This window comes from Caballeronia sp. LZ062, assembly GCF_031450785.1.
GTDB lineage: Bacteria > Pseudomonadota > Gammaproteobacteria > Burkholderiales > Burkholderiaceae > Caballeronia.
This window is the reverse complement of record NZ_JARTWB010000002.1, coordinates 45,682-71,482: the sequence shown is the minus strand read 5'-3', so window position 1 is coordinate 71,482 and position 25,801 is coordinate 45,682. Positions and strand designations below refer to the sequence as shown.

Genomic DNA, 25,801 nt, shown 5'->3' with positions numbered 1-25,801 from the left:
ACGCCGCTAAAACGCGTCTGCCGCTGCCAGCGGAATCAGTGCAGCGTGCGCGGCACGTGCAGCGCAAATTCCGCGATGGGTGCTTCGAAGCGTTCGCCGTCCTCCGCCACGCAAAAGTACTCGCCGCGCATGGTACCGACCGGCGTGGCAATGACGGCCCAGCTCGTATATTCGAACTGCTCGCCCGGCGCCAGTAACGGCTGCTGCCCGACCACGCCGAGCCCCTTCACTTCCTGCACGTGACTGTCGCTGTCCGTGATGATCCAGTGGCGCGAGATCAATTGAGCCGCCACCTGACCCGTGTTGCGGATCGTCAGCGTGTAGGCGAAAGCGTATTGGCGGTTGTCCGGGTCGGACTGTTCGGGCAGATACCGCGTCTCGACGGACACGGCGAATTCGTACTGGCTCATCGTTGTTCCAATTCAATTCATCGCTGCGCTGCGAAGAAACAGCGCGCGCTCGCGCCGCTACTGGTCAGGCATTCTGCTTGATGCAGCCCGCGCCCGCAACACGGATCGGGCTCCGCGAGCCCAGTCGGCGCGGTCAAGCTGGCCGTTCGGCCGACTTACTCCGTCGAAAACGCGCGTTAGAATCACGCTTCAGACCGTCGGCCGCACGCTTGGCCGCGCGAATCGAGCTTCCTGGTCCCTGCGGACTTCAACCGGATACGTCCATGGCGCAATTTCACATCGCTCCCAGCATCCTTTCCGCCGACTTTTCCCGGCTCGGCGAGGAAGTTCGCAACGTCGTCGCCGCCGGAGCCGACTGGATTCACTTCGACGTGATGGACAACCATTACGTGCCAAATCTCACGATCGGCCCGATGGTCTGCGAAGCCATTCGCCCGCACACGGAAGTGCCCATCGACGTGCATCTGATGGTGCGGCCGGTGGATCGCATCGTGCCCGATTTTGCGAAAGCCGGCGCGAATGTGATCAGCTTTCACCCGGAAGGCTCGGACCACATCGACCGCACGCTTTCGCTGATTCGCGATCACGGTTGTAAAGCCGGTCTCGTGTTCAATCCCGCGACGCCGCTCAATTATCTCGATCACGTAATGGACCGGCTCGATCTCGTGCTCATCATGTCGGTGAATCCGGGCTTCGGCGGGCAGTCTTTCATTCCCGAGGCACTGAACAAGCTGCGCGAGGCGCGCGCCCGCATCGACGCGTACCGCGAGCGCACAGGCCGCGCGATTCATCTGGAAATCGACGGCGGCGTGAAAGTGGACAACATCGCGGAAATCGCGGCGGCCGGCGCGGACACGTTCGTCGCGGGCTCGGCCATTTTCGGCAAGCACGACTACAAGCAGGTCATCGACGCCATGCGCGCCGAACTGGCGAAATCGGGAGCGCAGCAATGAGTGACGTCACCGCGCCGCCGACTGCCTTCACGAACCGGCCGATTCGCGCTGCGATCATCGACCTCGACGGCACCATGGTCGACACCGCCGACGACTTCGTCGCGGCGCTCAACGGCATGCTCGCGCGCATCGGCATCGACAAGCCCGTCACGCGGGAAGAAGTCATGGGCTACATCGGCAAGGGATCGGAAAATCTGATCCGCAGCGTGCTTGGCGCGCGCCTGCCGCACCCGCAGGCCACCGCTCAGTTCGACGACGCCCTCGCCACGTATCAGAGCGAATACGCGAAGATCAACGGCAAACATTCGACGCTGTTCCCCGAAGTCGAGGCAGGGCTCGAAGCCATGCGCGAACTCGGCATCGCGCTTGCGTGCGTGACCAACAAGCCGCATCGCTTCGCAGTGGAATTGCTGTCGCACTTCGGCATCGCGCAGTACTTCAAGGTGATTCTCGGCGGCGATTCAGTGCCGCTGAAGAAGCCCGACCCGTTGCCGATGCTCACGGCCTGCGAGCGGCTGGACGTCCTGCCGCGCGAGACGGTGGCCGTCGGCGATTCCGAAAACGACGCGCTCGCGGGGCGCGCCGCCGGCATGGCGACGCTCACGGTACCCTACGGTTACAACCATGGGAAAGCCGTGCAATCGGTGAAATCCGATGGTATAGTTTCCACGCTGCGCGCAGCAGCTTCGGCGATCGCCGCGACACTCGCGCCGCCGGATACCACACTGACTGAATAGTCCATCTCTCATGTTTCTCAACAGAAAACGGAGTCTGAGCAGCATCGACCGGGGAGCCTGGCCCTGGCGTCGCTGGTCGCGCTAACCTCGCCCGAGGTACGCTGAAGTGACGTTGCGTTCTGCTTCTTTCGCTTCAGCATCCGTTTTTTGTTTCGCTGCGCATTCCCGCGCCGTTTCCGTTGATTGGTCGTACATCGAGCCTTGCTTAGGCATGTGCTGTCTTGCGTCGGGCGCGGCATATGCCGCACATCGCCTGATGCCAGACTGCCGCCCAGGCCGCGCAAGTGGCATCGAATCAATTCGATGCCGCGCGGCCAAGCCGCATCGACCGACAATCCGCCGAACGACCCGCTCGCAGCGCCTCAAGCATCTCCCGATGCCGCTCCGACATGAGGAACGCGCGTCGCTCTAGGAACGCAAGATGACCGAACTCGAATTCCAATCGCTGGCGAACGAAGGCTACAACCGCATTCCGCTGATTGCCGAAGCACTCGCCGACCTCGAAACGCCGCTCTCGCTTTATCTCAAGCTCGCCCAGACCGAGCGCAATGGCGCGAACTCCTTTCTGCTGGAATCGGTCGTCGGCGGCGAGCGGTTCGGACGTTATTCGTTCATCGGCTTGCCGGCCCGCACGACGGTGCGCGTGCAGAACGGCGTGTCGCAAGTCGTCACGGACGGCAACGTGACGGAGTCCGACGAAGGCGATCCGCTCGCGTTCATCGAGCGGTTCCAGAAACGCTTCAAAGTGGCGATGCGCCCCGGCCTGCCGCGCTTTTGCGGCGGTCTTGCCGGTTACTTCGGTTACGACGCGGTCCGCTATATCGAGAAGAAGCTCGCTGACACCGCGCCGCGCGACGACCTCAATCTGCCCGACATCCAGCTGCTGCTCACCGAAGAAGTCGCGGTCATCGACAATCTCGCGGGCAAGCTCTACCTGATCGTGTACGCGGACCCGACGAAGCCCGAAGCGTATGCGAAAGCCAAGCATCGTCTGCGCGAGTTGCGCGGCCGTCTGCGCGCGACGGTCCAGCCGCCGGTGACATCGGCGAGCGTGCGCACGGAGACGTATCGCGAGTTCGCAAAAGAAGATTATCTGAACGCCGTTCGGCGCGCGAAGGAGTACATCGCGGCGGGCGAACTCATGCAGGTGCAAGTCGGCCAGCGTCTCATCAAGCCGTTCCGCGACAACCCGCTTTCACTGTATCGCGCGTTGCGGTCGCTGAATCCGTCGCCGTACATGTACTACTACAACTTCGGCGGCGACGTGCACGTGGTCGGCGCATCGCCCGAGATTCTCGTACGGCAGGAAACGCGCGCCGAAGACCGTATCGTCACCATTCGCCCTCTCGCCGGCACGCGGCCGCGCGGCAACACGCCCGAGCGCGACGCGGAACTCGCCACCGAACTGCTGAACGATCCGAAGGAAATTGCCGAGCACGTCATGTTGATCGATCTCGCGCGCAATGACGTAGGTCGTATTGCGGAGACGGGCTCGGTCGCGGTGACGGACAAGATGGTCATCGAGAAATACTCGCACGTTCAGCACATCGTGAGTTCGGTCGAGGGCCGGCTGAAGCCCGGCATGAACAATTTCGACGTGCTTCGCGCGACCTTCCCCGCCGGCACGCTTTCGGGCGCACCGAAAGTCCGCGCGATGGAACTGATCGACGAACTGGAACCCGTCAAGCGCGGGCTGTACGGCGGCGCCGTCGGCTATCTGTCGTTCAGCGGCGAGATGGACCTTGCCATCGCCATTCGCACCGGCCTCATCCACGAAGGCAATCTGTACGTGCAGGCTGCCGCGGGCGTCGTCGCGGACAGCGTGCCCGAATCCGAATGGCAAGAGACGGAGAACAAGGCGCGCGCCGTGCTGCGCGCGGCCGAGCAAGTGCAAGACGGCCTCGACAGCGACTTCTGAGGAGACAAGACCATGCTGCTGATGATCGATAACTAGCATTCGGATCCAAGCACATCCAATCCTGCCCATAAACCCTTATCACTAAACAAGTTCCGTCCAACGCCGTCTGTCACACACCAGTCTTGTCCAGTAAAATGGGGTGAAATTTCGGAGTGTTCACCCCATGAAAAACGCCAAGGCGCTGACGGCTTCGACGATCAACGCGGCCAAGCCCAAGGACAAGCCGTACAAGCTGTCAGATCTGAACCGCCTGTCGCTGACCGTCAGCAAGGTTGGAACCAAGAGCTGGTCCTGGGCATACCGCCTTGACGGACAAGACCGCACCTACCAGATTGGTCGCTGGCCCAAGATCGGGCTCGCAGAAGCGCGCGCGCGTAGAGCTGAAGCAGAAAAACTCGTCAAAGCTGGCATCCACCCCAAAGCCCACGACGGCCAGCAGGTCGCGCAAACGATGGCCGAGCAGGCAACGACGTTTTGGGGAGTGATGGCGGAATGGATCGACATCAATCGGCCCAAGTGGTCCTCGTCCTACCTGGATCAAGTCGAACGATTTGCCGGACGCTATATCCGTGACGCAGAAATCGGAAAGCGTCCGCTCCGCTCGTTGACGAGCGCCGACATCTATGGACTGACCAGAAGCATTGGCGCACGCGGCAAAACGACCGGGACGGAACGAAAGGCGGGCGGTGCCCCATCCATCGCGACACTAATCAAGATGTGGTGCTCCGGTGTCTTTCGGCTGGGTATTGCAAGCGGTCGCTGCGACAACAATCCTGCCGCGGGATTCAAATTGTCCGATGTCGTTGCCAAACCCCCGACAAAAAACAACCGGCCGCTCGACGCCGACGAACTCAAGCGACTGCTCAGCAAGCTTAAGGAGTACCGCGGGCAGCGTACGACGATTATTGCAATCAAACTTCTACTGCTAACGTTTGTACGCACCATCGAATTGCGCGCCGCGACTTGGCCAGAATTCGATCTGGAAAATGCGCTGTGGACCATCCCGGCCGACCGGATGAAGCGACGACTGCCTCATGTCGTCCCACTATCGGCCCAAGCCGTCACACTTCTTACGGAATTGAAGCAGCTGACAGGTACCAAGGCATGGCTGTTCCCGAATCGGCGCGACGATGCACGCTACATGAGCGCAACGACCATTAATCGTGCGCTGGAATATATGGGATTTGCCGGCCGCGACAGCATTGGTTTCACGGCCCACGGAGCACGTGGCACAGCCTCAACCTATCTGCATGAGGAAGACTTCAATCCCAAGCATGTTGACCGACAGCTTGCGCACGTGGAGAAGAAAAAAGTTGTCGGGACGTACAACAAAGCTCAGTACCTGAAGCAAAGGCGAGTGATGATGCAGGAGTATGCGGACTACATTTCAGAGCAGGGGCTCACGATTTAGCCCCGTGCCCGTGCAGCCTAGAAGAAAGAATGCGGCTTTTCTTCGTCTATCATCCGAAATCAGTAGGCCATCCAATGCACACTGTGCCATTCGCACGTTTCGGATCAAGGGAAGGAGGCGCCAGATGCAGCAGCTGCGATGTTACGGTGACGATCGAAACAAAGGGTTCTGCGTGCATTGCGGTGGGCCAAGCGAAACTGTCGATCATGTCCCGTCGAAAGTTCTTTTGGACGAGCCGTACCCGGAAAATCTCATGGCGGCCCCGGCGTGCCGCAAATGCAACAATGGCCTTTCACTCGACGAAGAATATCTGGCCTGTTTGCTCGAATGTGTCATCGCAGGGAACACTGCGTCCGAAACAATGCGCAGAACCAAAATCGCTCGAATCTTGCGGGAGAACTCTTCGCTGTTGGCCCGATTGCAACGGGCACGGACGGAAGGCGTAGACGGTCCGATCTGGGTAGTCGAAAACGATCGAGTGAATCGAGTCGCTCTCAAACTAGCACGCTGTCATGCAGCGTTCGAACTCAACGAGCCACAAATCCAAGAACCATCGCATTGCGCATTAAAACCGTTGTCACTCATGTCCGCAGATGAGCGCGCCGCCTTCGAGGGTGGCGACGATGTGTTTGATATCTGGCCGGAAGTCGGAAGTCGGGCGATGCAGAGATTGCTTGTGGCAGGCGCCGATGTTTTCAACGAAGGATGGCTGGAAGTGCAAGAAGGAAACTATCGCTTTCGTGTCAGCCAAGCCAGTGGATTAGTTGTGAAGATCGTGCTTCGTGAATATCTCGGTTGTGAAGTCGTCTGGGACTGAGCAGCCGCGCAGTGCCCGTCTTGCTTGCCAAGCGACGAGTCAAACGGGCGAAACCGTCTTGGTATCGACCAACGCCTGTAAATGATCTTGCAGCAACCTCGGGATTTGCTCGCCCGTGAGGAGCACGCCGGCCTCCATGTTTTGTTCCATCGCATGGCCCGTCAGGTTGGCGCTGGTGATGAAGCACGTGTAGCCGTCGGCGACCGCGACCTTGGCGTGAACCCGCCCGTCCGCGAACCGGGCGGCTCGTTCGCGCCAAGCGTAGAGCCTCGCGGAGGGAACCAGCTCTCGCTCGAGAGTCGATACCAGTAATGACCTGTCGAGATAACGATTGCCCCGCTCGCAGGAGGTCTCAGCGACCAGGCTGCATGCATGACAAGCTGCTGCGTGCAGCGAACGGTCTTTGCCGGGATCGTGCTCTGAGCAGAGCGGATCGGACGAGCAGACCTTCGATCGGTTCAGTGCCTGCCGAAGCAGTCCACCCAGGTTTTCCGGTTTGCCGAGATCGACGAGACCACCCAGCGTCCCATCGGAGTCGGCTGCCGCCGTGTAGATGAGGATACCTGCTTGGGGATCCGCACCCGACACGTCGGCATAGACTCGCTCGCGGATGCTCGCCGCGTTGTAACCACATTCCAACGCCAGTTCGCGGATGAGCAAGTGCGAGAGCGTGTGGAGCATGGCGTACCGGATGCCGGGGTAGCCCTCGTTAGGATCGAGGTGGCGCGAATTGCGCCATCCGCGATGACCGCCCTCAAGCATCCGATCGACTTGTTTGACGCCATTGAGGGCCTCCCACTTCCGGAGGGCATCTTCGTCGAACTGGATGAAGATGCCCTCGCCGTGAACCTGATTCGCGGGAACCCAATCCAGTTTGCGACGCGCAAGGCTCGCCATCTGCGGGCGCTCGTTCGGATCACTCGCTTCTTCGGGCGCCTCCACGCGAGTAAAGCCCAACAAGGCATTGACCTCGCGGAGCCTTTCCAGCAACAGCACTCTGCGGACCTGCCTCTCAAAGCCGGGTGGCGTGGCAACCTTCTTGCTCATGAAGTGCGGGTAATCCGCCGGCGGATTGGCTGCCATCAGCACCTCCCACTCAGGCCCCTTGATGTCGGCCTCGCCGACGACCTCCTGTCCGCCGCCGTTGCGATGAGCTTCAATGGCCGACCAGATGTCCGATTCCGAGTGTTTTTCGATACCGGGAAGACTGCCCGTAACCTTCAGCGTTTGCACCACGATCGGAACCATGGCCTCAGACGTGACACCCTGAAAGACAGCCCAGCTGTCCTGAATCAACTGGCCGAGCGGGTCTTCGGCCTGCGGGATGGCAAGCGCCGACAGAGTGATCGGGAACCAACTGTTGGTCGAACCCAGCAGGACTGCCCGCGCCTCCTCATCGCACTCCTCGTCGAAATGATCGAGGTGGGGATGCCTACCTCGGCAGCTCGGCAAGTTTTCCTTCCCGGCCTTGCCGAAAGCGTTCGCCATGCTGCGCGATGCACCGCAGGCATCACACTTCACCCAGAGGTTCTCAGTCTGCAGCGAGGCTCCGCTCTCGAAGAACCGCAGCGTTCCCTTGCACGAACTGTTGCCTCCGTGGACGAAGTAGCGCCACGGGAAATCGTCGAGATGGCCGTCACGACAAGCCAAGAGAAAACGTGCTGGAACGGCATCGGCATCCTTCGCGGGCTGATCGCCCTTGGAGCCGCGGCATCCCTTGTGGACGAAGCGGGTTCGCTCCGGTCGGAAGCGGTTTTCCTTGATCTCGAACAGCCCAGCGTCGAAAGGTGACAGCAGGCCGCACTTCACGCAGCGCATCCAGCGAGGAAACGGGCGGACAGGCACACCTATGTTCGCCTCCGCTGACCACGGATCTACGACTTCGCTCTTCTGGAACGGCGGCACACGCAGGTTTTCCACTTGCGGCCCGAGAACCTTACGGACGGCGGCGAGCACCGAAGGTGTGCTGCTGCTCGCGCGGCATATTCACGGTGACTGGGGTGATCTGAGCGCAGAAGAACTTGCCGCAAACGAGTTGGCATTGCTGGCAGGAAAGCGGTTGCTATCGAACTACAACCTGCCGGACGGAAGAGGGAAGGTCTGTTTCATCACAGAAGCCGATCGTTCAGCGACTACGATTCTATTGCCTGAAGAGTACTGAAAACCCGTCAGCGTCTGGCCTGACGGCTGGCCAGACGTTCGACGATCTCGATCACCGTCGCTCGGTCATGGCCGTTGAGCTTCGCCAGAAGTTGGGCGAGGTACTTCGCCTGGTCACTCGTGCGGCTGCTTGCGCCGGTCAAGAAGTCCGCCGCGTCACACTCGAAGATGTCGGCGAGTTCCATCAGGCGCGCGACAGTCGGCATCACCAGGCCGCGCTCCATGCGGGACACGGCCTCGTTGCCGATCCCAAGCTGCTCCGCGACCTGTTCCTGTGTCAGTACGCCCCTGACGGCAAGCAGCTCGTCCATCCACTCACCTATGTCAACGGCGTCAAGCAGGGGCCTGAGGATGCCTATGATGCCGGCACGGGCAAACATACGGCCCATGCCGAATGGGACAACAACCAGATCAACGGCGAAATGACTGTATGGGATTTGCAGGAGAACGTGGTAAAGCACATCACCTATGACCATGGGACGGATGTCGAAGTCGAAAAGCGGGAGGCCATCGCGAAGCAGCAGGCTGAGGAGGCCCAGCAGGTAATCAACGATCCGGCCATTTCCGGCTGCGTCGACCAACTGAGTCGAGCATATCTCACGGAACAGGGCAATACGGCCTATGTGCCAGCCGAGAAGACGCTCTCATTTCGTGATCAGTGTCGCCAATCGGCCCTCGCAGCGAGCACTACGGCAGTCATGTCCTCTCAAACGGCAGCGTCATCCGCTTCCCCTGTCACCGACAGCGACAGTGCGGCAGCCAAGCGCTGCGGATCGATTGACAAGGCCGGCGGTGTAGTGCTTCACGACCGTGAGGGTTACTGGATGATCGCGTCCGCCGGAGGACGCCCCGCCGAAGGCTACGAAAACATGCCCAAGGTTGGACCAGTGTCGTCCTATTGCGGTTGCCTCACGGTAGAGATCAACAGACAGGCTATGCGGATTACTAAAATCGTTGCAGGAAATGTTCTCCCAGCATCGTCTTGTGAGCAAGACCAAAGCCTGAAATAACACCGGCCAAAACAGGTAGCCGCTTTCCGGCCCTGCCCCCAACAGCGAGACCGGTCGTTGCGCTGCTCCCTTCGTCGCTCCACGCTCGTGACGGCAAAGGGCTATGCCGAAACAGTCTCGTTCAACAAAGCCCCACACCGGCTGGCAGGAAACACGCTGACCAGCCGGCGTTCCATCTGAATGCCTGCCGCGTGACCGGGGCGGGTGCGCTCCACTGGATTGCAAACGAAACCCTTAATTTCATGAGGAAAACATGCATGAAGAACAAATCCAACAGGGGCATTTCCAAGCTCGCACTATGCGCTGCCATGGCCGCACCTCTCGGCGCATGTGGCGGAGGGGCAGCGGCGGCTCCGCGTCCAGCACGCCCGGCTCCGCCGGCGGCTCGACAACGACGACATCGGCCGCCGCCACGTCCATGAGCGGCACGGTCGCAATCGGCCATGCACTGGCTGGCGCAATCGTCACCGTGTTCGATGCGAACGGAAACAGCGTCACCACTACATCCGGCAGCAACGACGGATACGACGTCTCGATCGTCGATCTACGGCACGTTCGTGATCTATGCGGCCGATCCGTCCCGTGCCTACGGTAACCTTTACTCCGTCGTCAGCGCCGCACCCGACGACGGCGCGCCGGTTGGTAGCCAGTGTGACGCCGGTCACGACGGCAGTATCGGCGCTGCTCACTGCCAGCGGCAATCCGCTCACGCCGACGCAGACGAGCGGACTGTCCGGCGGTTCGTCGTCGGCCGAAAGAGGCCGCGAGTCGTGGGTCAGTCTCGTGAAATAGCTGAAGCCTGCGACGTGTGATGGGCTCTCTTTTTTGCCTGTTGCGGCCGTCCACACTAATGATTGACATGCCGTTGTGCGGCGGCGCCGACTATCTTCGGAGGGCTCGCATCGGCCATGAAGCGTCATTCGCTGGCAGCGCGCCGCGGACATCTAGAGGCGTCCGTTCCGCCAGATACTGGTCATTAAGCTTGAGCAGCCGTGCGCCTGCTCGGCCGGAATGGCATGCACAGTTCCAGACGCAAACATCCAAGAATGAGTCGCCTCAACTGCCTGCAGATAGAGCCATCCGTCGGGTCAAGGCGGGCGTTCGCGCCGGAGTCTTGGATCGTAAACACGGAGCATCCATTGTCTAGCCTAGCTACTGAGCGTTGCTGCATTGATTGCTACCGGGGTCTCTGCTTGACGCAAGCGGACCGAACTCAAAAGTCGCGGTCGATTCAATTCGCCATTAATGTCTCATCATTGATGATCGCTCTAGCGAGCCGTCGGAATAGCTCATCGTCTTCGACCCAACTGTTGACATCGAACCTATGTGCAGCTAGGTCTCGGAACCACGACACCGTGGCGCCAACCGTACCGCTCTGCGTGTTTGTCAGACATATGACAAAACTGCCGCCACGCAAAGTGTTACGTGCGCACGCGTGCCAGTCAGCGAAACCACGCGCCACCCAGTACCACTAGGAACGTAACCCAGCCCTGCAAGGCGAGCTTCAATCTCTTTCCGTGTGCTATTAGTGAGGGAATGCATCTTTTTTTCGAAGTTGTTTCGCTGTTCGGCTGGAAATCGTCGCTTCGATTCGGCTTTAGCTAGGCTCCGCCGGGTCACGCTAGTCATTCCATCGACCGTCCGAAAATACAGCCGAGTTCGCGATTGAAAACATACGCTCAAGATATTGGACAGGCTCAGGATTGAGAACCCGGTCTGTTGATTCCCACGCCAACGTGTAGTTGCCGCCAAGCGCAAGGCTGCGAAAAAGACTCGGGTTAGTATCCAATGGACCGAACTCCTCAAAGGGGTCGTCCGAGGCTAGCAAAACTACCGAATCTTGACGGGGGGGCGGAACTCGCCACCAACTGCTTGTTGCTTGCAGGGAATCTGCAATCCTCCGTAGATCTGATTCCTTATGTAACCAGTGCAGGCCCCACTCCCTCGATTGCGGAGTACCACTCTCCATCTTGATATAGGGCTTATATTCTCGCAGAGGAGATTCCGTGTTGATTTGCGTTGCGATGAGGCATCCTGCTTTGCTTCGGACTACAAGCGCTGGCAGTTCTTGGATATAAACCACCGTGCCAGCCTTTCGTAGCGTTTCAGCATAGCGTTTGGCCGCGAATAATGAAGCATGCATACTCTCACTGTTGTATCTCTGTATCCACGTCGAGTGCCAAGCGTTACGCCCCGTATAAACGTGGTACAGGCATACACCCTGTGCGGATATGGCCTTCGTACCATAAGGTAGCGGAAATTCGTCCTGCGAGTACACTTGCAACGTCATTTTTAGTCTCCAAGCTTGCGTCGTGTGGCCGTTGCTGTGATTGACGGACAGCAGCGGAAGCTAGCGGCGCTATTTCACGCTAAGAATTGAATAACTGCAAGCGACGTACTGCGCTGCCTCACATCTGCCACGAAGGGCGTTGATTCGATGGTCCGGTGCGGACCGGAGCGGCAGATTGGTTTTGCAGAAGGGTGGCGAGCCGACTCTATGTTATTACTAACGACACTCCGGCGCCTTGCTTCAGCAGCCATAACCTATTGATCCAGATGGCGGTCTTAGCGCCGGAAATGAACGGATGTCTGTCACGGTCAACCCGCTTCGACGGCGATCCCATGGGCTGCTCGCCCGGGGGTCGGTACATCCCAGCGAGTTCGAAGGCTTTTTCTCAGACTCGTCGTTGCCCATTGCGCCGAGGGAATCGGCGGTTCCGCATGTTAGGATTGCCGCGATTCGCCAGACGTACCCTTCGATAAAACTTTTGGGCTAGGAAATGCGAAAGACTGGGCTTGGGCGGCAACCGAATGGGCTTAGGTTTGCAGCTGAAAAGGCTGCGGCAGCCGATAAATGGAAGAGCCTTATTGCCGCGCAGATCAACGCAGCAAACCACGGAATAGAACTAGCGGGTTCGAGGCGGGTGGACCACAGGAGCCTAGTTCTTGTCGATCTTCAAGGCATGTATCTCGCCCTGCACAAGTGGCTCTCCGGACACAGTTTCCCAATCGAGGATGGATTGGTCCTCAGCCGGTTCGCGTATTTGCAGATTAAGAGAACATTTGAGGTAATGACGCGGCGCGTCCTCGCCATGCAGCCCATGCCATCAGCTGACTATAAGGCGCTGGTGGACTCGGTGAAGGTCGATTACATCGACGGACGGCCTCATCTAGGCGAAGAATTGCGGGTCGCGTCAAACGCCGTTTACCTCAACGTCATTCCCAACTTCGAGTTGTTTTACGCGCCCGCGCCATTCGAGGACATTGAGTGGCGCCTGTTGAAAGAAGCCAGAAAAGGTAGCATAGAGGCGCAAAAGCAATTAGAACAATTGAAACAAGGCATTATCGAGGAAAAAGGTAAGTTCCAGAGGGATTACGCTGCTTACGACGACTTTGCGGCTTGCCTAAAAGACAACATCGAACACTCTAAATCGGAAGCGGGATTCTTTAGCCTTTATGTCGGACCGAAAGGTGTAAGCCGCTTCGACGAAAAGGAAGTCGACACGCGCATTGTCATGAGAGCGATGGATGCTTTTCATAACAAAGAGGTTGATTCAATTTGCATCGTGTCGTCCGACCAAGATTTCATGCCGCTCCATGACAGGGCGGCCGACGTTGGGATCGTTTCATTCCAAGCCGAGCTGGCGAAATTCTTGGAGGGAGACAACGTTGGGCGAAAGCTTAAAGATCTCGGCGATCGATTTGTCCAAGGAGGCATTGATCCAACTTGGCCGCTAGAGATCCTGTTAGAAGCCGTTTCAAAGCCTGGAGTCGACCACTTCGAGAGATACCATCTCAGCGAGGCAGAGTTACGTGGGCTTTGCGAATTAAACAACGAGATGAACGATATCAACATTGAGATCGACCTAAAAGCTGACGGCGACGCGACGTTCAAAATGACGAGGCCTGCTTGATTGAGCGGGCGGGCGACGAAACCAACAACAGCCAAGGCCAGCGGACAAATTGACCGGGTGTGTCTACGCCTGCCTGACAGCGGAGGGTTGTTCTGCCTCCCGTAAGCGACGACGGAGATCTGCAACGCCAGGTGGCCGTTGAGGGGCGCCAAAGGAAGCTCGCGGATCGACGCGATCAGCGGCGAGCGGGCGTCCGACGAACTTCCGGGGTCGGCCATGAAGAGACGGTCGTCGGGCGCGACGCAGTTGCGTCCGAACGGCAGCACCCTCAAAAAAGTAGCCGCTCGATCGCCGGAACCGGATTCCTTGCGCGAGTGGTCGCGGCGAAACCTTCGCGCGGTCGGTGAAGCGCAAGGGTCATTCCATTGAGCAGTGTTCGGGAAAAGACGCCATGGAGTACGTGCGCGGCGATCAGGCTGACCTGGTGGGAAGGCTGCGACGAAGGCCTATATCCCCAAGCTGACGGCCGAAAGCAAGTGTGTGTATCGCAAGCGACCGGCCCACGTCAAGGTCGGCATTGACGAATTCAAGTTGTTGGCGTGCGCGGTGTTGCTCGCTGCGCAGTCGATTGCCAACCTCGAAGCGCCGGACGATAAGCGCCATCACACGGCATTCAGGACGCGCGAGTTGGCGCGCTGCGAGCGCCGACGTTGCGGCCGTGCGGATCGCTGTCGTCAGCGTCAATTCGGATAACAAGCGCGGCGCGCCTGTATCGACGTCGGCCAGTACGCCGAAAGCCATAACAGTAGGCAAGCCTTGACGCGCGTTCTTCGGGTGTCCGTTCACGTATTTGAAGGCAAATTCCTTTGAGTCTGCAATCGGCATCAGTTCGATCACGCCATCCTCTGAATGGCATGCGACCCGCGCGCTCTTGTCGAAATCGGGCCACCGCAAAAAGTCGCGTTCAATGCGTTCGGCCATACCTGCGATACAGTGTGACAGCCCCGCGCGCTGCACAAGGCGAACGACATCATCGGCGCTTAGATAGACACAACGGGGAAGGTTGGAATGCATGGGTTATCTCCTGACGGGCTAAATGATGAGAAGAGTTTCCCAAAGTCGCGCGTCAGTCGATAGCGGCTCAAATGCTGCTTTTCTTGCAGGTTTTTGCCGAAATGACAAACGTGACTGACAGAGTGATCAGTCTCACTTTCTTTCTAGGAACCCTTTCACGCCATGGCGAAGCCGCGGGGCGTCTCAACCCGGCGCCCAGACGTCGGCAGGAGCACGCGGTGCGACTGACCGTCGGCTCCGGACGGCGGCAAAGGACGCATGCCGACCCGGAGCAGCCTTTGGGGAGGTAAGATCTCAGCGTCCGCCCTAGAAGTACAACGGTCACTCGCCGCACGACGTTGCGTGCTGGGCGAGACGACACACCAGGGCGCGCTCGATAAGGACGAAGAGAATACGGGGCATGCGAGAACGACACAATTTCGCGCTCATCGCCTCGTTGGAACCAACAGCATCGAAGCGTCAGCTACCTGGAAAGGAATTTTTATGCAACAGTTCAGCGGTCCGTGGAATTCACTCGAGGTGGTGAAGCTTTTTGTGGGAGTGCTGACTCCGTTGTCGGTTGCCGCATTTGGTTGGTTTATTAGCCGCCGCCTGAAGCGGCTCGAGCACGCTCAGTGGTCAAATCAAAAGCTCATAGAGAAGAGGTTGGCAGTTTACGACACAATAGCTCCTCAATTGAATACGCTTTTCTGCTTCTACGCTTGGGTGGGCCATTGGAAAGAGATTTCTCCTAATGACGTCATAAGTACAAAGCGAGAATTAGATAGGACTATCAACATATATCGGCATCTGTTCAGCGAAGATGTATATAAGGCGTACCAGTTGTACATGGAGATTCTATTCGAGCCGTACGTTGGTTCGGGTCAGGATGCCAAGATCCGTTCATACATCAAGGGACCGGACGGCGATCGCACCATTCACTGCAACTATGAATGGGATCCAGGATGGTCGCTGAAATTCATGAGCGGGAACGTCGCGCGTAAGCAGGAGATACGCAGGCAGTATATGCTCGTTATGAATGCGTTTCGCGATTCATTCGGCGTTGTCCGCTGAGAAGTAGTGTTGCTCGATGGGAAGCGAATTCGCTGTTTGCTCAACGCAATGCCGGACGGCTATCGCCTGTCAGCGGAAACGCTGCGTTTAGAATGACCCCGACTGGTCGATGACCTCGGCGGGTGATCTTAATTGGAAGGTTGGAGGCGTTTGCATAAGCTTGTAAGGTGAGCGACTGCGGAAGGCGCATGGCCTGCAATGCGATAGCGTGCAGACGCAGAGCGTAGTGAGCCTCGATATCCGAAGAGAGCAACATCGCCAAAGCGGCTAATGGCAGAAAAAGAAATGAAGCTGCCGCTTGTACAACCGCTCCTCGCATAAGGCGAACGGCAGGAAATGGCCGCGTCCCGCCCGTCGTCACGGGCGGCACCCGACCAGTACCGGACGTTCGTCTTTGACCTCGTCGGCCCTCGTTCCCGCACCGGGCACGCTAGGTTTTATGGACTACTCAACCCGCAAATCAATGTGAATCCAAAGGCGGCTGAAGCATTGATTCGACACTGCTTCCAAGCGTCAGCCATATGTGGTCAGGATCTGGACGCCTTGGAACTTGTCGGCTTGCACCGGGTAGTATGGTCCAAAGTCTTGCAGCACGTCGGCGTGAGGATGGGGCTCATGAGGTTTCCGTGCGGCGTTTGCGGAACCGTTGAGTTTACCCTTCTTCGGTCTTGTTCCGCGCTCTGGGTCTGAGCTAAAGACGCTGATCGTCGGACCAATCAGTTTGGCGATGCCTTTAAACCAGTTGGCACGAGCACCATGATGCATGACTTGGAGGGCAACCAGGCGTGCGGTTCGCTGCTTGCCGAAATAGTATTGCATTTCGTCCCACCGACTTTGCTTGTTGACGTAGCCGTCGCCAGTGTAGAGCACGCCGCTAGCATCACCTACGCAAGGTAATTGCGTTGCGTCAAACCAATTTTCCCAACAAATAGGGCAGCCCCACATACAGTTCCGATTCACGGTCATGAGAGGATTCTGGCCGACCGACAGAGTCTGCAAATGCCGCGCGATTGGACCTGAATACAGATATAGCGAAATGACATTTCTTGCTTTCGCGGAGTCGCCGAAGTGCAAGTCATACGTTTTCCGGAGCTCGGAAATGGCGACCGTCCGCGCCTCTGGCGAGGAAGACAAGAGAAGGGCTGCGCGTTTAGCCTCGACTCGATGAAGGAAATCGGCGGTGGCTTTGCTCGTGCTCCTCGGCTCGTTATAGGGAACAAACTCCCAGACACCCAAACACGTGGCCGCGGAACCAGCTTTCATTACGCGAACGGGGACATGTCGCGGTGCTGCAGACGCTCGCATTACCTCGAGCTCCACGCGATCGAACGCGTCTTCAACGTCGTCTTCATCAAACACGAGTCTCTCGGGTTCTCTACGCCTTTCGTCATTCAATCCAGGGGGGAGCGTCGGCGCGGTTGGCGGATCTCGCTGGTCCGAGACCGGTTTGGCATTGGATGGAGGCACTAGAAGGATCTGGCCGATGTCCACGCCTTCTATCCCCAAGATCGTCCCGATCGGGTCGATGTAGTACGCGCGATCTACCTTCGCAGTGTACTGTCGCCGCGAATACATGTACCCCAGTCGTTGGGCCAGATGTGTGAACGGAAGCATAAGGATCTCGACGCGAAATCGCTTCAGCAGATCCGCCAGCCCACTCAAATGGTCAGTATCGAAATGAGAGATCGCGACCAAATCCAACGAAGGCTTGCCTGCACTGCCTCGTTTGACATCGGCCTCGAGTCGGTCAAGCGCGCCCTCAACCAGCGCCGGCCCCGATAGCGTCCCGCAATCAAATACCCAGCGAAACCGCGGAGCATCGTCATCGGATTGGCCTATAGCCCCCACAGCGAAGAGTCCCTGGCCTACCGGCATAAACTCGTGTTCGGCAAACGTAAGCATATTTCTTCTTTTCATAAACGTGAATTTTAAAATAACCGAGCGCGGCCGTCACCAGGATAAGTCTCGATCTCCGCTCAGGGGCGACTCTGGTGCAATACCTAACTATGGGTAAAACAGAGCGATCATGGCTGGCTTCTGGCTTTACCCCTTCTATGAAGCTAACATAGTCAAGCGATGCAGGCTCGATATGGGACAATGACAGTGTAAGGTCTACTGATGGCCGGGTGCGGACTCACAGGGCAGGACGCCTCCGACACATTAAGGACAGCTGGACATTTCTACCGCTTTTCTATGGCGTCACGAAAAGCGTCAATCGACGCAATGTCAACCAGCATCAAATCGGAGCTGTCATCCATGTCAACCGCTCGTAACCTGATGGCGGTGTGCCGTTGAAGCGACAGAGCGAACATCAGCGATTCATCCCCGAGCCCTTCGGCCGTTATCGTTTCCGCGTCGGTGGAGATTCTTACGATGGTCGTATTCCCGTTGGATTCGAAATCCGCCTCGAAGATCGCGCCGATGAATTCTCCCCTTCTGGGGTCTGAGATGCCCTTCAACGCTTCGATGAGTGCAATGGTGTCATCGATATCGAATTTATCGTTTCTCTCGCTAAAGATCAGCAGTTTGCTACTCATAGCCATCGCGCTCGCTTGTTGGACGCTGCAATTGTCCACGATTTCCGCGAAGGTCGGGAACGACCGCTGTTGGCCCGACAACGGTCTTACGTTTGACTACTAAATCGGTGTTCATGATCACCGGCGGTCGCACGGCCGAACGTGCCGAACATCTTCGCCGACACCAGCGAGAAAGAAGAGCCGCTGCTTGGCTCTTCCTTCTTGCCGTTACGCTCGATTTCAGTCTACCGATACGGTCGCCTCAATTGGAAAGGGCAACGGCACCCCCGACTTGCGCCAGTGGCATGTAGCGTCTGCAGCCTGTTGCCGCACAACGTCATCTTCCTGCTGCATGCCTTCGAACTGGCCATCACAATCTTTCTCGACACCAACGGCGCCACCCTTACGAGGACGACCGTCCTTGAGCCTCTTTGGCACCCCGCTCATGCCGAACGAACGGACATTGCCATCGCACCTTATCTGAAAGAATTGTTCGGCTTTCACAACGTACCGCAGATTCACACGTAGTGCCTCTCGCATGCCATCGTTAGTGCGGTCGATCTGGCCGACTCCGACACCGTGCCCATGCTTGGCATATCTTGACTTCAACCACTCTTGGTTGCTGTTCCAGAACTTCCCCTTGCCTTCCGTTACTTCTTCATTCCAATAGTTTCCTATCTGATGCGCCAATCCCTCGTCGTCTCTTGTCACGCATTCGCAAAATAGAAGCACATGCAGGTGAAACCCAGTTTTCTCGCCTTCTTCCATGGCCCAGACGTAGGCCTTGACGCACGACATGAGGTGCCTTTTGGAGCGGCGTTTCTCAAAGAACTTGTCGCGATGCTTCTGCACATCGTCAATCGTGATCCATCGACGATACTCGGCCCGATACTCCATCGTCAAACTGAGCACCAGCCACCGCGACCTACCTCTTAGGGAGAAGAGTTCCGCTTCAAACTCTTCAAGACGCCTGATTTGTTCCTTTTCGCGGACCCTGCGCAATCGCTCGCGTTCCTTGAACTCGCGTCTACTGCAACGCTCATGAATCTTCATAACCAGTTCGTTGAACCAGCTCGTATACGGGATGTCATTGTCAATATCGGTGTCGCCTGGCTCACCAAATCCGAACCGATTCTTGCCGATGAGTCCAAGTTCCTTGCATGCATCGTAGAACGCTTCGATATGCGTTGAATATGATGCTCGCTCCGAGTAACGGCCTAGCCAGTCATTCAGTTTCCTGTAGTACTTCTTTGCCAGCGGAAACGTTCGTATCCGTTTTTTCTTTGCATACGGGGTCAGTTCTTCGACGAATCCCAATCTCGCTCCCTGCTCGATCTCCCTGACGAACTGATCGATATAGAACAGATATCGGCTGCTCGCATGAACCAATGTACGGAGTTCGCCGTCATGCACGACGCGTTCGTGATTCAAACGCTCGTCAAGGCGTGACAGTGCCTCCAGCGCTTCCTGGTCTTCCAGTATTTCGTTCATGATGTAAATGATGTGGTCCGTCGCTGCCGGAGCGACAGTGAGTCGTCGTGTTCTGTCTCGGTAACATTGAGTGATCTGACATTGAGGTAATCTCACGTGTTGCTGAGGCCTTCTTTTTTCGTTTCTCAATCGAACGTGAGAACACGCCTTGATGACAATGATGGACATCGCCTAAGCCTGCACCAGCTTATTGATTTATTCACGAATTAACACCGCCCATATCTTAAGCACTTCGTATTACATACTTACGCGGCAAAAGTACGTGAAGACGTGATACATGAGAAAAATCATCGATTCGATCGAAAACCTATTGTGAAATACGCATCTTTATGCCGTTCCTCATAGCATACTTATGCACGCAGTAAGATCTGCCCGATGACGCCGAGATACGATGCGACCAGACGCATGAAAACGCTGGGCATCGCGAACAAAAAGCAGTTACGTCTGCCGGTCACCGAAAAAGAAATGGTTGCTCTCCCGCACCGAAGATCACGAGCAGACTGTGAGCCGCAGTGCGTATCGCGAAAAAGCCGCAACGATCTCCTCGAAATTTCCTCCGCGAATTCGCAAGAGTTGTTCAGCAGAATTTGATGAGAACATGCTGCGACGCACGCTTTCACGCAATGGATTTTTGCTGCAAATATTTTGCGGATAATTCCGTCTTGCACTCGCACAACCCTCTGCATCTCCGTCACGTCGCTGCCCGGTCAGCCGGGGACGCCCGCCCCGCAAGCCCCCGTAAGCCCCCGTAAGCTCCGAAATCGGCGCCCCAATCCAATCAACGGGTTATGTAACATCGTCACTGATTTTGACCCGGCTATCCATTGTTGCGCATCGCCCTTGCCTGCCTAGCTAGCTTGTTGGAACGCCGGGCGTCGAGACGCCCCATTCCGAAGAATGGGGGGTTTCGGGGCTGGCCCCCCCCCCTTTTTGCAAATTTTTCAGGCGCGCCAGATCCTGCTTCATGGCGAGATTGCCGAGTGCCTCCTCGAGTTGCCAGCGACGCGCGGAATCGCTTGCCTCGATGACACCATACGGCCAATCCGGGTAAAGACTTGGGCTCTGATGACACACGAGATAGCGGCCATTTCCCTTCGTCGCGACCCGGACGATGTACTCACCGAGAAGCTGCGGAAACGTCACATTGCGTCGCTGGTCGGCATGGTTATGTGAAAGCGCAAGCGGGGTATCAAGCCCGCCATTTAGGTTGCCGGTATGCATCAGCCCTGCGGTATCGAAGATCAGCGTCAGGTGAAGGCTGAACCCCTCCATCAGCGACGTTTCGATCGACCAGACAAATCCTTTCATGTGCTCGAACAGCGCAGGATGATTACTGCGCCGATTCATGAAGATCTGTCGCGCAGCACCAAGGTCCCGCAGGAATTTTTCCTGCTCCGCCCACGTCGAGTATTCCAAGTTGAAATACGCAGTCGTATGCACTACGTTCAGGTGCACCGTGGTCAGGCTAACCGCGCGGGCAAATAGCCCGTCGAGATAGCCGCGAAGGCGGATCAGATTGCTTTCGCTATTCATTTCCCAGTTGTGCATCGCACGGCTCAGCCCTCGATCCACGGCGACCTTTCGTAGCAAATCAGCGAAATCGTTGCAGACGTCGGCGACGATCAACCCGCCACCAATTCTGGAATCTGGCGTCCCACGGCAGAAAGCCATTCGATGCCCCCGGAATAGCTCGAAGAAGAGCTCGAAATGCGGCGCATAAGTAAGATGAGGGTTTTCCAGATAGCTGTAGTCGTGCAGCTCGGGGAAATGATCGGCGAGCGAAATTGTGCGCTGTTCATCGATGAACGTCGGTCTTGCCCGTCGCGTGGTCAAGCCGGAACCACCATCGAAAAACGTTTGGTACGGCGGTATGTGCGATGCAAGTACCAAACGCATGAATTGATCCAGGCGGGCGAGATGGCGCCAATACTTCTGGTCCGGCACACTCCTGTAGCGAACGATGCGCGTCACCATCAGCCCAATATGCCGGGCCAGCGTGGTGCGTGACGGATCCAAGGGTGGGCTATCGCCAGACGGTTTAATGGTATTCATGACGGGTATACAGGGTGCGTCGGCGATCTATTGCACGCCAGCGAGTCAGCAAAACGCCCTGCCCACCTTACGGCGGACAGGGATGCGTTAAATTTGATCAGGTGAGGCGCGGCGCGTAGCCCTGATGCCCCGGGAGAAACTCCCCGTGGTTCACGATTAGCTCAAGCTTGATAATGCGACGTCCGTTTTCGATGCGCGGTACGACGTGGGCGAAACCGTGCCCGCACATCCACGTGATGGCCTCACCAATGTTGGCTTTCGACCATCCGAAGTTCGGTGCCAGCGCTTCGATATCGGCTTTCCGGCAGCTCAACATCTGCTGCCCGACCTGACGCGCGCAACTGCACAGATACTCGAGCAGATGCCCCCCACGTTGATCGGCTTCGGGCAACGGCTTCGGGCGAAACACGGTTGCGAGCCAGCACGCTCCGAAGTACTCTGCGATCATCGCGGCCCGACTCATCGTATCAGCCGATACAGGGCCTTCGTAGTGCTCGAATACGTGCATGCATCCGGCAATCCGGCGCGCGTTGGCCGCCAGGCGCACGCCAAACACGATCACGTCACGCTCCGGCAGCGTTGCGCTCGCCATGAATCTGAAACGCTCCTGAGCTTGCCGCAGGACGTGCTCAGTGGCAGGCTCAACCATGATTTCCGGAAGTCGGTTCACTGGCGTATCCCTCAGCTTGATCATGCCGTTCGTGATCAACTCAACAATGCGATCGTCATAATCGCGGAGCGCGAATTCCGGTTGATGCTCGGCAGTCCCCTCGGTGGCAAGCTCGTCGCTTTCCATCATCAGCAGACGAAACAGGTAACCCGATTCGATGGCACTCTTTCCGTACTTGTCGAGCCACTCGCGATTTTTGTCGTCCTGCACGTTGACGCATGTGACGAAAATCGCGCTGTTCGGCGCATGCTCAATGAGGTGGTCGTCATCGTCATCGGCGCGAGCGAATGGCGGTATCTTGGCGTCGTACAGGTCGCTCAGATCCTGGAAAGAACGACTGAGCGGACCGTCCAGATGGCCGCGGCCTTCCTGCATGCTGAGCATGGTCAGAACCGAGCCCGCACGAGTCTTGCGCACCAAAGTCGGAGGCCGCACGTCGCTGAAAAGCCACGGTTTCTTCCAGCCTTTCATCGCTTCCTCGATAGGCGCGATGAACCGATCGTGTGCTTCTGTCTTGCCACTCAGGGGCGCACCTGCAAACCGAATGTGCAGGCTGAGCGGCATCGAGCGGCCATTGTGGCCACGGATGCGAAAGTTACCCGCAACCGCGAACGACACGTTGCCGAGCATGTTCGCTAGAACGGCGCCGTAACCAGCCCCGTAAATGGTGCAACACTCGTGCGCAGCACGGTACATGCGGGGCGTCAGTGCACTGATCGCTAGTTGCAACGACGGTGCGACATAGCCAGGCGGCACGTGATTCTTCAGCTGCGACTTCGGGCCGAAATTTGGCGAGGGCATAAAGCCCCCGCCCGTTGGATAGGCGGGGTGGTTCATCACGCGCTCACCGTATCCTTCGCATCAGCGTGCGGCGCGTTCGTGGCCTTGCCGGCGAGCACGTCTTTCATGATCAGTTCGGCCGCCGTGGGAGGCATGCGTTGGCTCTTGAGCTGTGTGTACAGTTCCTCTGCTTCCTTTTTCGTCACGGACGGCCCGTCGTGCTTGCGGATCAGTGTCACGATCGCCGACCACGACCAGTTTTCCGCAAGAGCCATGTCGATCACTTCGACGAAGGGCTGGAAGCGTTCCGCCTTGATCTGTGCGCGCGACTTCTTTGCGCGGACGGCCTGCATCGCGCCGGCGACGTCCGGCTTCGCGCTTTCGGAGGAAATGAGTTTTGCCATGTTCTCCGTTCTCCTTTACGCTACGCAAAGTTGAGCTGCGATATCACGGATCCACGTCGCAGCCGAAAAGAGCGCCGGATTCAAAATGATCAACTTCAGCTTTCCGTAGTGCATGCTCATGCCGATCATCCGGCTGGACCGCAGAACAAGCACGGCACGCAGCACCGCCATGGTCGTCAAACCGTAATTCGGCGTCATGTCAAGAACGCTCTCGATATGGATCACTTCCTTGCAAGTGCCGGACACGTGATCGAGCAGCGCTTGAGCAAGATGAACCGCATATCGATGGCTGCGCGGAAGCGCCGCGCAATCCTGCTTCGACAGAAGATTTTTCATGTCATAGGGCAGAAGAAAATCGTGTTCGTAATGGGTCATGCCGCCTCCTTCGCCATATAGCGAGCAGCCGCACGCATTTCGATCCAGGCGTCAATCTCGGACTCGATCAGCCCCACCGAGCTGGTGGGACCGCTACCGAGACGGATCGGCTTCGGGAAGGTCGGGTCGAAATATTTACTCGACGGATTGAGCTTGTTATAGATAGTGCTACGCGACAGCCCGGTCTTCTTTTGAACGTCCGGGATGCGCAGCACTTTTTGAGACGGCACGACGCTGCGGTTCATCTTTGTCCTCACTTTCGATTCGGTTGAATTTCGTTGGATCCAACAGAATCGATTCTAGGAAGGACAAGATCCGCAATCTACGACGTACTCCGGGAAACGCCCTCGTCGCCCGGGAAACGTGGGCGCGGGCTCTGGCTACATCTGGCTTTCGCGCTTAACCCCTCGTCTCAAACAACTCGAGAGCATCCGGCATCTTGCCGAGCAGTTCGCACAATCGACGCTGAATATTCGAAGGAACCGCCCTGATTCCCTTGTTCTTGGCGAACTCAAGCATATGAGACTGGATCGCCAGAGCCGCATCTACGATTTTCGGCCACTTGGACCCGGTCGGCTTTCCTTCCCGTACTAGGCGGTACGCTTCGGCGATAAAGAGGTCTAGCGACTCGCGTTTGGCTTTATTGCCCTCAAGCGAGAACACCGAGACACCGTGTTCCCGGGTTTCATTTACGGCTAGCTGCATCGCCCGACCGATGCTGTTTCCACTTCGCGCAATGGCACACCAATACCCGGCATCAATCAGGTGTGTCCAACCGAGATCGCGATCGCCTCGGTATTCGGCTTGCCTCGCCCGGTAGCAGTAAACTGACGCGACCAACACGGGAGCGAGTCGGATTCGCTCGATTTCCTCTCGAGACATCGACCGATCAGCAGGAGGAAGGACCTGCCGAACGATCTCGATCGGGTCTTCTACATCATCGCGGTCAAGCGAGGCCACCGGTTGGCAAATGTCTCGCTCGAAGTTTGCCCCGGCCCTGTTCTTTGCCAACTCGAGGTAGGACTGCTTGATGTTGTAAAGGATCTGTTCCCAACGGGCGATGAACGCAGGCGCAGTCGCAGACGCGGGTAATTGGTCGTGGTTATTGGGAGTCATGCTGTGATCAAAGGTGTAACGGCAACATTGCCATCGCGAGGTTACCCTAGCAATCTTGACTTCACCACCGAATGCTCGGCGGAAGGGGCGACACTCGCTCACACGTTAGCCGAAACGTACACTCACCTTGCACTGTCGCCAGGTAGCCATCGAGGCCGATCCATGCCCGAGGCTACCGCAACGCGTGCCTGCTGTACTGTAGAATGTTCGCCATGCGACACAGCACTCGATTTCCCTCCGTCCTGCTCTTCTTCGGTTGGCGTTAAGCCAACACGACCTCCCTTGCCTGCCCACCTTGGGCTTCCCTCATAGCACCTCGCCAAAACGAATGGGGTGAAATTGGGGCGAAAAATCCATATTTCTCGAAAATTCTCACCGAGAAACCCAAACAAATTATCGACTTGGAGCAAAAAATGCTTCTGATGATCGACAACTACGATTCGTTCACCTATAACCTGGTCCAGTACTTCGGCGAACTCGGCGAGGACGTGCGCACGTATCGCAACGACGAAATCACGCTCGACCAGATCGCGGAGCTGCAACCCGAGCGCATCTGTCTCTCGCCCGGCCCGAGCAACCCGCAGCACGCAGGCATCACGCTCGACGTGCTGCGCGAATTTTCCGGCAAGCTGCCCATTCTCGGCGTCTGTCTCGGCCATCAGGCCATCGGCGAGGCGTTCGGCGGGCGCGTCGTGCGCGCGCAGACCATCATGCACGGCAAGGTGAGCCAGATCGAGACGGACTGCAAAGGGGTGTTCTCCGATCTGCCGAAGCACTTCAACGTCACGCGCTATCACTCGCTCGCCATCGAGCGCGAGTCGTTGCCGGACTGTCTGGAAGTGTCGGCGTGGACGGCGGACGGCGAAATCATGGGCGTGCGTCACAAGGAACTTGCCGTCGAAGGCGTGCAGTTCCATCCGGAATCCATACTGTCCGAGCACGGCCATGCGCTGCTCGAAAACTTCGTGAAGAACACGCCGTCCGGCAAGCGGGCTTGAGA

At 57.6% G+C, this 25,801-nt stretch carries 23 protein-coding genes and 1 pseudogene; 11 read left to right on the top strand and 13 right to left on the bottom strand.

The annotated features are described in order from the left end of the window. Positions 1-35: 35 nt before the first annotated feature. Complete coding sequence (gene apaG, locus P9239_RS06390; protein WP_309749696.1) at positions 36-410, bottom strand: Co2+/Mg2+ efflux protein ApaG; 375 nt, start codon at positions 408-410, stop codon at positions 36-38. Positions 411-673: 263 nt separating this feature from the next. On the opposite strand from apaG, the gene rpe reads away from it, so the two are divergent. The 5 genes from rpe to P9239_RS06365 all read left to right on the top strand — a co-directional run bounded on the left by rpe (position 674) and on the right by P9239_RS06365 (position 6,246). Next, a complete protein-coding gene (rpe, locus tag P9239_RS06385; RefSeq protein ID WP_309749695.1) occupies positions 674-1,363 on the top strand; it encodes a ribulose-phosphate 3-epimerase in 690 nt (229 codons plus the stop codon). After that, complete coding sequence (locus P9239_RS06380; RefSeq protein ID WP_309749694.1) at positions 1,360-2,100, top strand: phosphoglycolate phosphatase; 741 nt, start codon at positions 1,360-1,362, stop codon at positions 2,098-2,100. Before rpe ends, P9239_RS06380 begins: the two co-directional genes overlap by 4 nt. Before the next feature lie 421 nt (positions 2,101-2,521). Continuing rightward, positions 2,522-4,018 carry an anthranilate synthase component I gene (trpE, locus tag P9239_RS06375; protein ID WP_309749693.1) on the top strand — a complete coding sequence of 499 codons (1,497 nt, stop codon included), beginning with the start codon at positions 2,522-2,524 and terminating at the stop codon, positions 4,016-4,018. 163 nt (positions 4,019-4,181) lie between these two features. Next, positions 4,182-5,429, top strand: a complete 1,248-nt coding sequence (locus tag P9239_RS06370) for a tyrosine-type recombinase/integrase (protein ID WP_309749692.1) — start codon at positions 4,182-4,184, stop codon at positions 5,427-5,429. Positions 5,430-5,553: 124 nt separating this feature from the next. Further along, positions 5,554-6,246, top strand: a complete 693-nt coding sequence (locus P9239_RS06365; protein ID WP_309749691.1) for a hypothetical protein — start codon at positions 5,554-5,556, stop codon at positions 6,244-6,246. Between the two features lie 39 nt (positions 6,247-6,285). Here P9239_RS06365 and drmB read toward each other — a convergent pair whose 3' ends face one another. Next, the gene (gene drmB, locus P9239_RS06360) at positions 6,286-8,202 is read right to left on the bottom strand and encodes a DrmB family protein (protein WP_309749690.1); all 1,917 of its coding nucleotides are present in this window, start codon (positions 8,200-8,202) and stop codon (positions 6,286-6,288) included. Between the two features lie 7 nt (positions 8,203-8,209). Here drmB and P9239_RS06355 point away from each other — a divergent pair, with 7 nt between their 5' ends. Then, positions 8,210-8,407 (top strand): hypothetical protein, encoded by a 198-nt coding sequence (locus tag P9239_RS06355; protein ID WP_404980071.1) that lies wholly within the window; start codon positions 8,210-8,212, stop codon positions 8,405-8,407. Positions 8,408-8,414: 7 nt separating this feature from the next. Here the strand turns inward: P9239_RS06355 and P9239_RS06350 are convergent, their stop codons facing one another. Further along, complete coding sequence (locus P9239_RS06350) at positions 8,415-8,717, bottom strand: helix-turn-helix transcriptional regulator (protein ID WP_309749689.1); 303 nt, start codon at positions 8,715-8,717, stop codon at positions 8,415-8,417. 111 nt (positions 8,718-8,828) lie between these two features. Here P9239_RS06350 and P9239_RS06345 point away from each other — a divergent pair, with 111 nt between their 5' ends. From P9239_RS06345 to P9239_RS06335, 3 genes are all read left to right on the top strand, one after another. Then, positions 8,829-9,416 (top strand): DUF4087 domain-containing protein, encoded by a 588-nt coding sequence (locus P9239_RS06345; RefSeq protein ID WP_309749688.1) that lies wholly within the window; start codon positions 8,829-8,831, stop codon positions 9,414-9,416. A gap of 582 nt (positions 9,417-9,998) precedes the next feature. Next, positions 9,999-10,208, top strand: coding sequence for a hypothetical protein (locus P9239_RS06340; RefSeq protein WP_309749687.1), 210 nt, complete (start codon positions 9,999-10,001; stop codon positions 10,206-10,208). Positions 10,209-12,196: 1,988 nt separating this feature from the next. Beyond that, positions 12,197-13,330 (top strand): NYN domain-containing protein, encoded by a 1,134-nt coding sequence (locus P9239_RS06335; protein WP_309749686.1) that lies wholly within the window; start codon positions 12,197-12,199, stop codon positions 13,328-13,330. 552 nt (positions 13,331-13,882) lie between these two features. Here the strand turns inward: P9239_RS06335 and P9239_RS06330 are convergent. Continuing rightward, positions 13,883-14,344, bottom strand: a pseudogene (locus P9239_RS06330) (ornithine cyclodeaminase); the annotation flags it as partial. A gap of 483 nt (positions 14,345-14,827) precedes the next feature. On the opposite strand from P9239_RS06330, the gene P9239_RS06325 reads away from it, so the two are divergent. After that, on the top strand, positions 14,828-15,397 hold the full coding sequence (locus tag P9239_RS06325; protein WP_309753915.1) for a hypothetical protein: 570 nt from the start codon (positions 14,828-14,830) through the stop codon (positions 15,395-15,397). A gap of 513 nt (positions 15,398-15,910) precedes the next feature. Here the strand turns inward: P9239_RS06325 and P9239_RS06320 are convergent. The 9 genes from P9239_RS06320 to P9239_RS06280 form a co-directional block, all read right to left on the bottom strand. Then, positions 15,911-17,299 (bottom strand): MBL fold metallo-hydrolase, encoded by a 1,389-nt coding sequence (locus P9239_RS06320; protein WP_309749685.1) that lies wholly within the window; start codon positions 17,297-17,299, stop codon positions 15,911-15,913. Between the two features lie 278 nt (positions 17,300-17,577). Continuing rightward, the gene (locus P9239_RS06315) at positions 17,578-18,015 is read right to left on the bottom strand and encodes a hypothetical protein (protein WP_309749684.1); all 438 of its coding nucleotides are present in this window, start codon (positions 18,013-18,015) and stop codon (positions 17,578-17,580) included. A gap of 138 nt (positions 18,016-18,153) precedes the next feature. Beyond that, positions 18,154-19,404, bottom strand: a complete 1,251-nt coding sequence (locus P9239_RS06310; protein WP_309749683.1) for an inovirus-type Gp2 protein — start codon at positions 19,402-19,404, stop codon at positions 18,154-18,156. Between the two features lie 852 nt (positions 19,405-20,256). Next, a complete protein-coding gene (locus P9239_RS06305) occupies positions 20,257-21,456 on the bottom strand; it encodes a hypothetical protein (RefSeq protein WP_309749682.1) in 1,200 nt (399 codons plus the stop codon). A gap of 97 nt (positions 21,457-21,553) precedes the next feature. Then, a complete protein-coding gene (locus tag P9239_RS06300) occupies positions 21,554-22,963 on the bottom strand; it encodes a DUF3987 domain-containing protein (protein WP_309749681.1) in 1,410 nt (469 codons plus the stop codon). Beyond that, entirely contained in the window at positions 22,963-23,310 is a 348-nt protein-coding gene (locus tag P9239_RS06295) for a hypothetical protein (protein WP_309749680.1), read from the bottom strand. The genes P9239_RS06300 and P9239_RS06295 overlap by 1 nt, the downstream gene beginning before the upstream one ends. 15 nt (positions 23,311-23,325) lie before the next feature. Continuing rightward, positions 23,326-23,685: a hypothetical protein gene (locus tag P9239_RS06290; RefSeq protein ID WP_309749679.1), complete on the bottom strand. Its 360-nt coding sequence runs from the start codon at positions 23,683-23,685 to the stop codon at positions 23,326-23,328. Continuing rightward, the gene (locus P9239_RS06285; protein ID WP_309749678.1) at positions 23,682-23,930 is read right to left on the bottom strand and encodes an AlpA family transcriptional regulator; all 249 of its coding nucleotides are present in this window, start codon (positions 23,928-23,930) and stop codon (positions 23,682-23,684) included. Before P9239_RS06285 ends, P9239_RS06290 begins: the two co-directional genes overlap by 4 nt. Before the next feature lie 154 nt (positions 23,931-24,084). Then, the gene (locus P9239_RS06280; protein ID WP_309749677.1) at positions 24,085-24,801 is read right to left on the bottom strand and encodes a hypothetical protein; all 717 of its coding nucleotides are present in this window, start codon (positions 24,799-24,801) and stop codon (positions 24,085-24,087) included. Between the two features lie 413 nt (positions 24,802-25,214). Between P9239_RS06280 and P9239_RS06275 the strand changes: the two genes are divergently transcribed. Then, positions 25,215-25,799, top strand: a complete 585-nt coding sequence (locus P9239_RS06275; RefSeq protein ID WP_309749676.1) for an aminodeoxychorismate/anthranilate synthase component II — start codon at positions 25,215-25,217, stop codon at positions 25,797-25,799. The last annotated feature ends 2 nt before the right edge of the window (positions 25,800-25,801 follow it).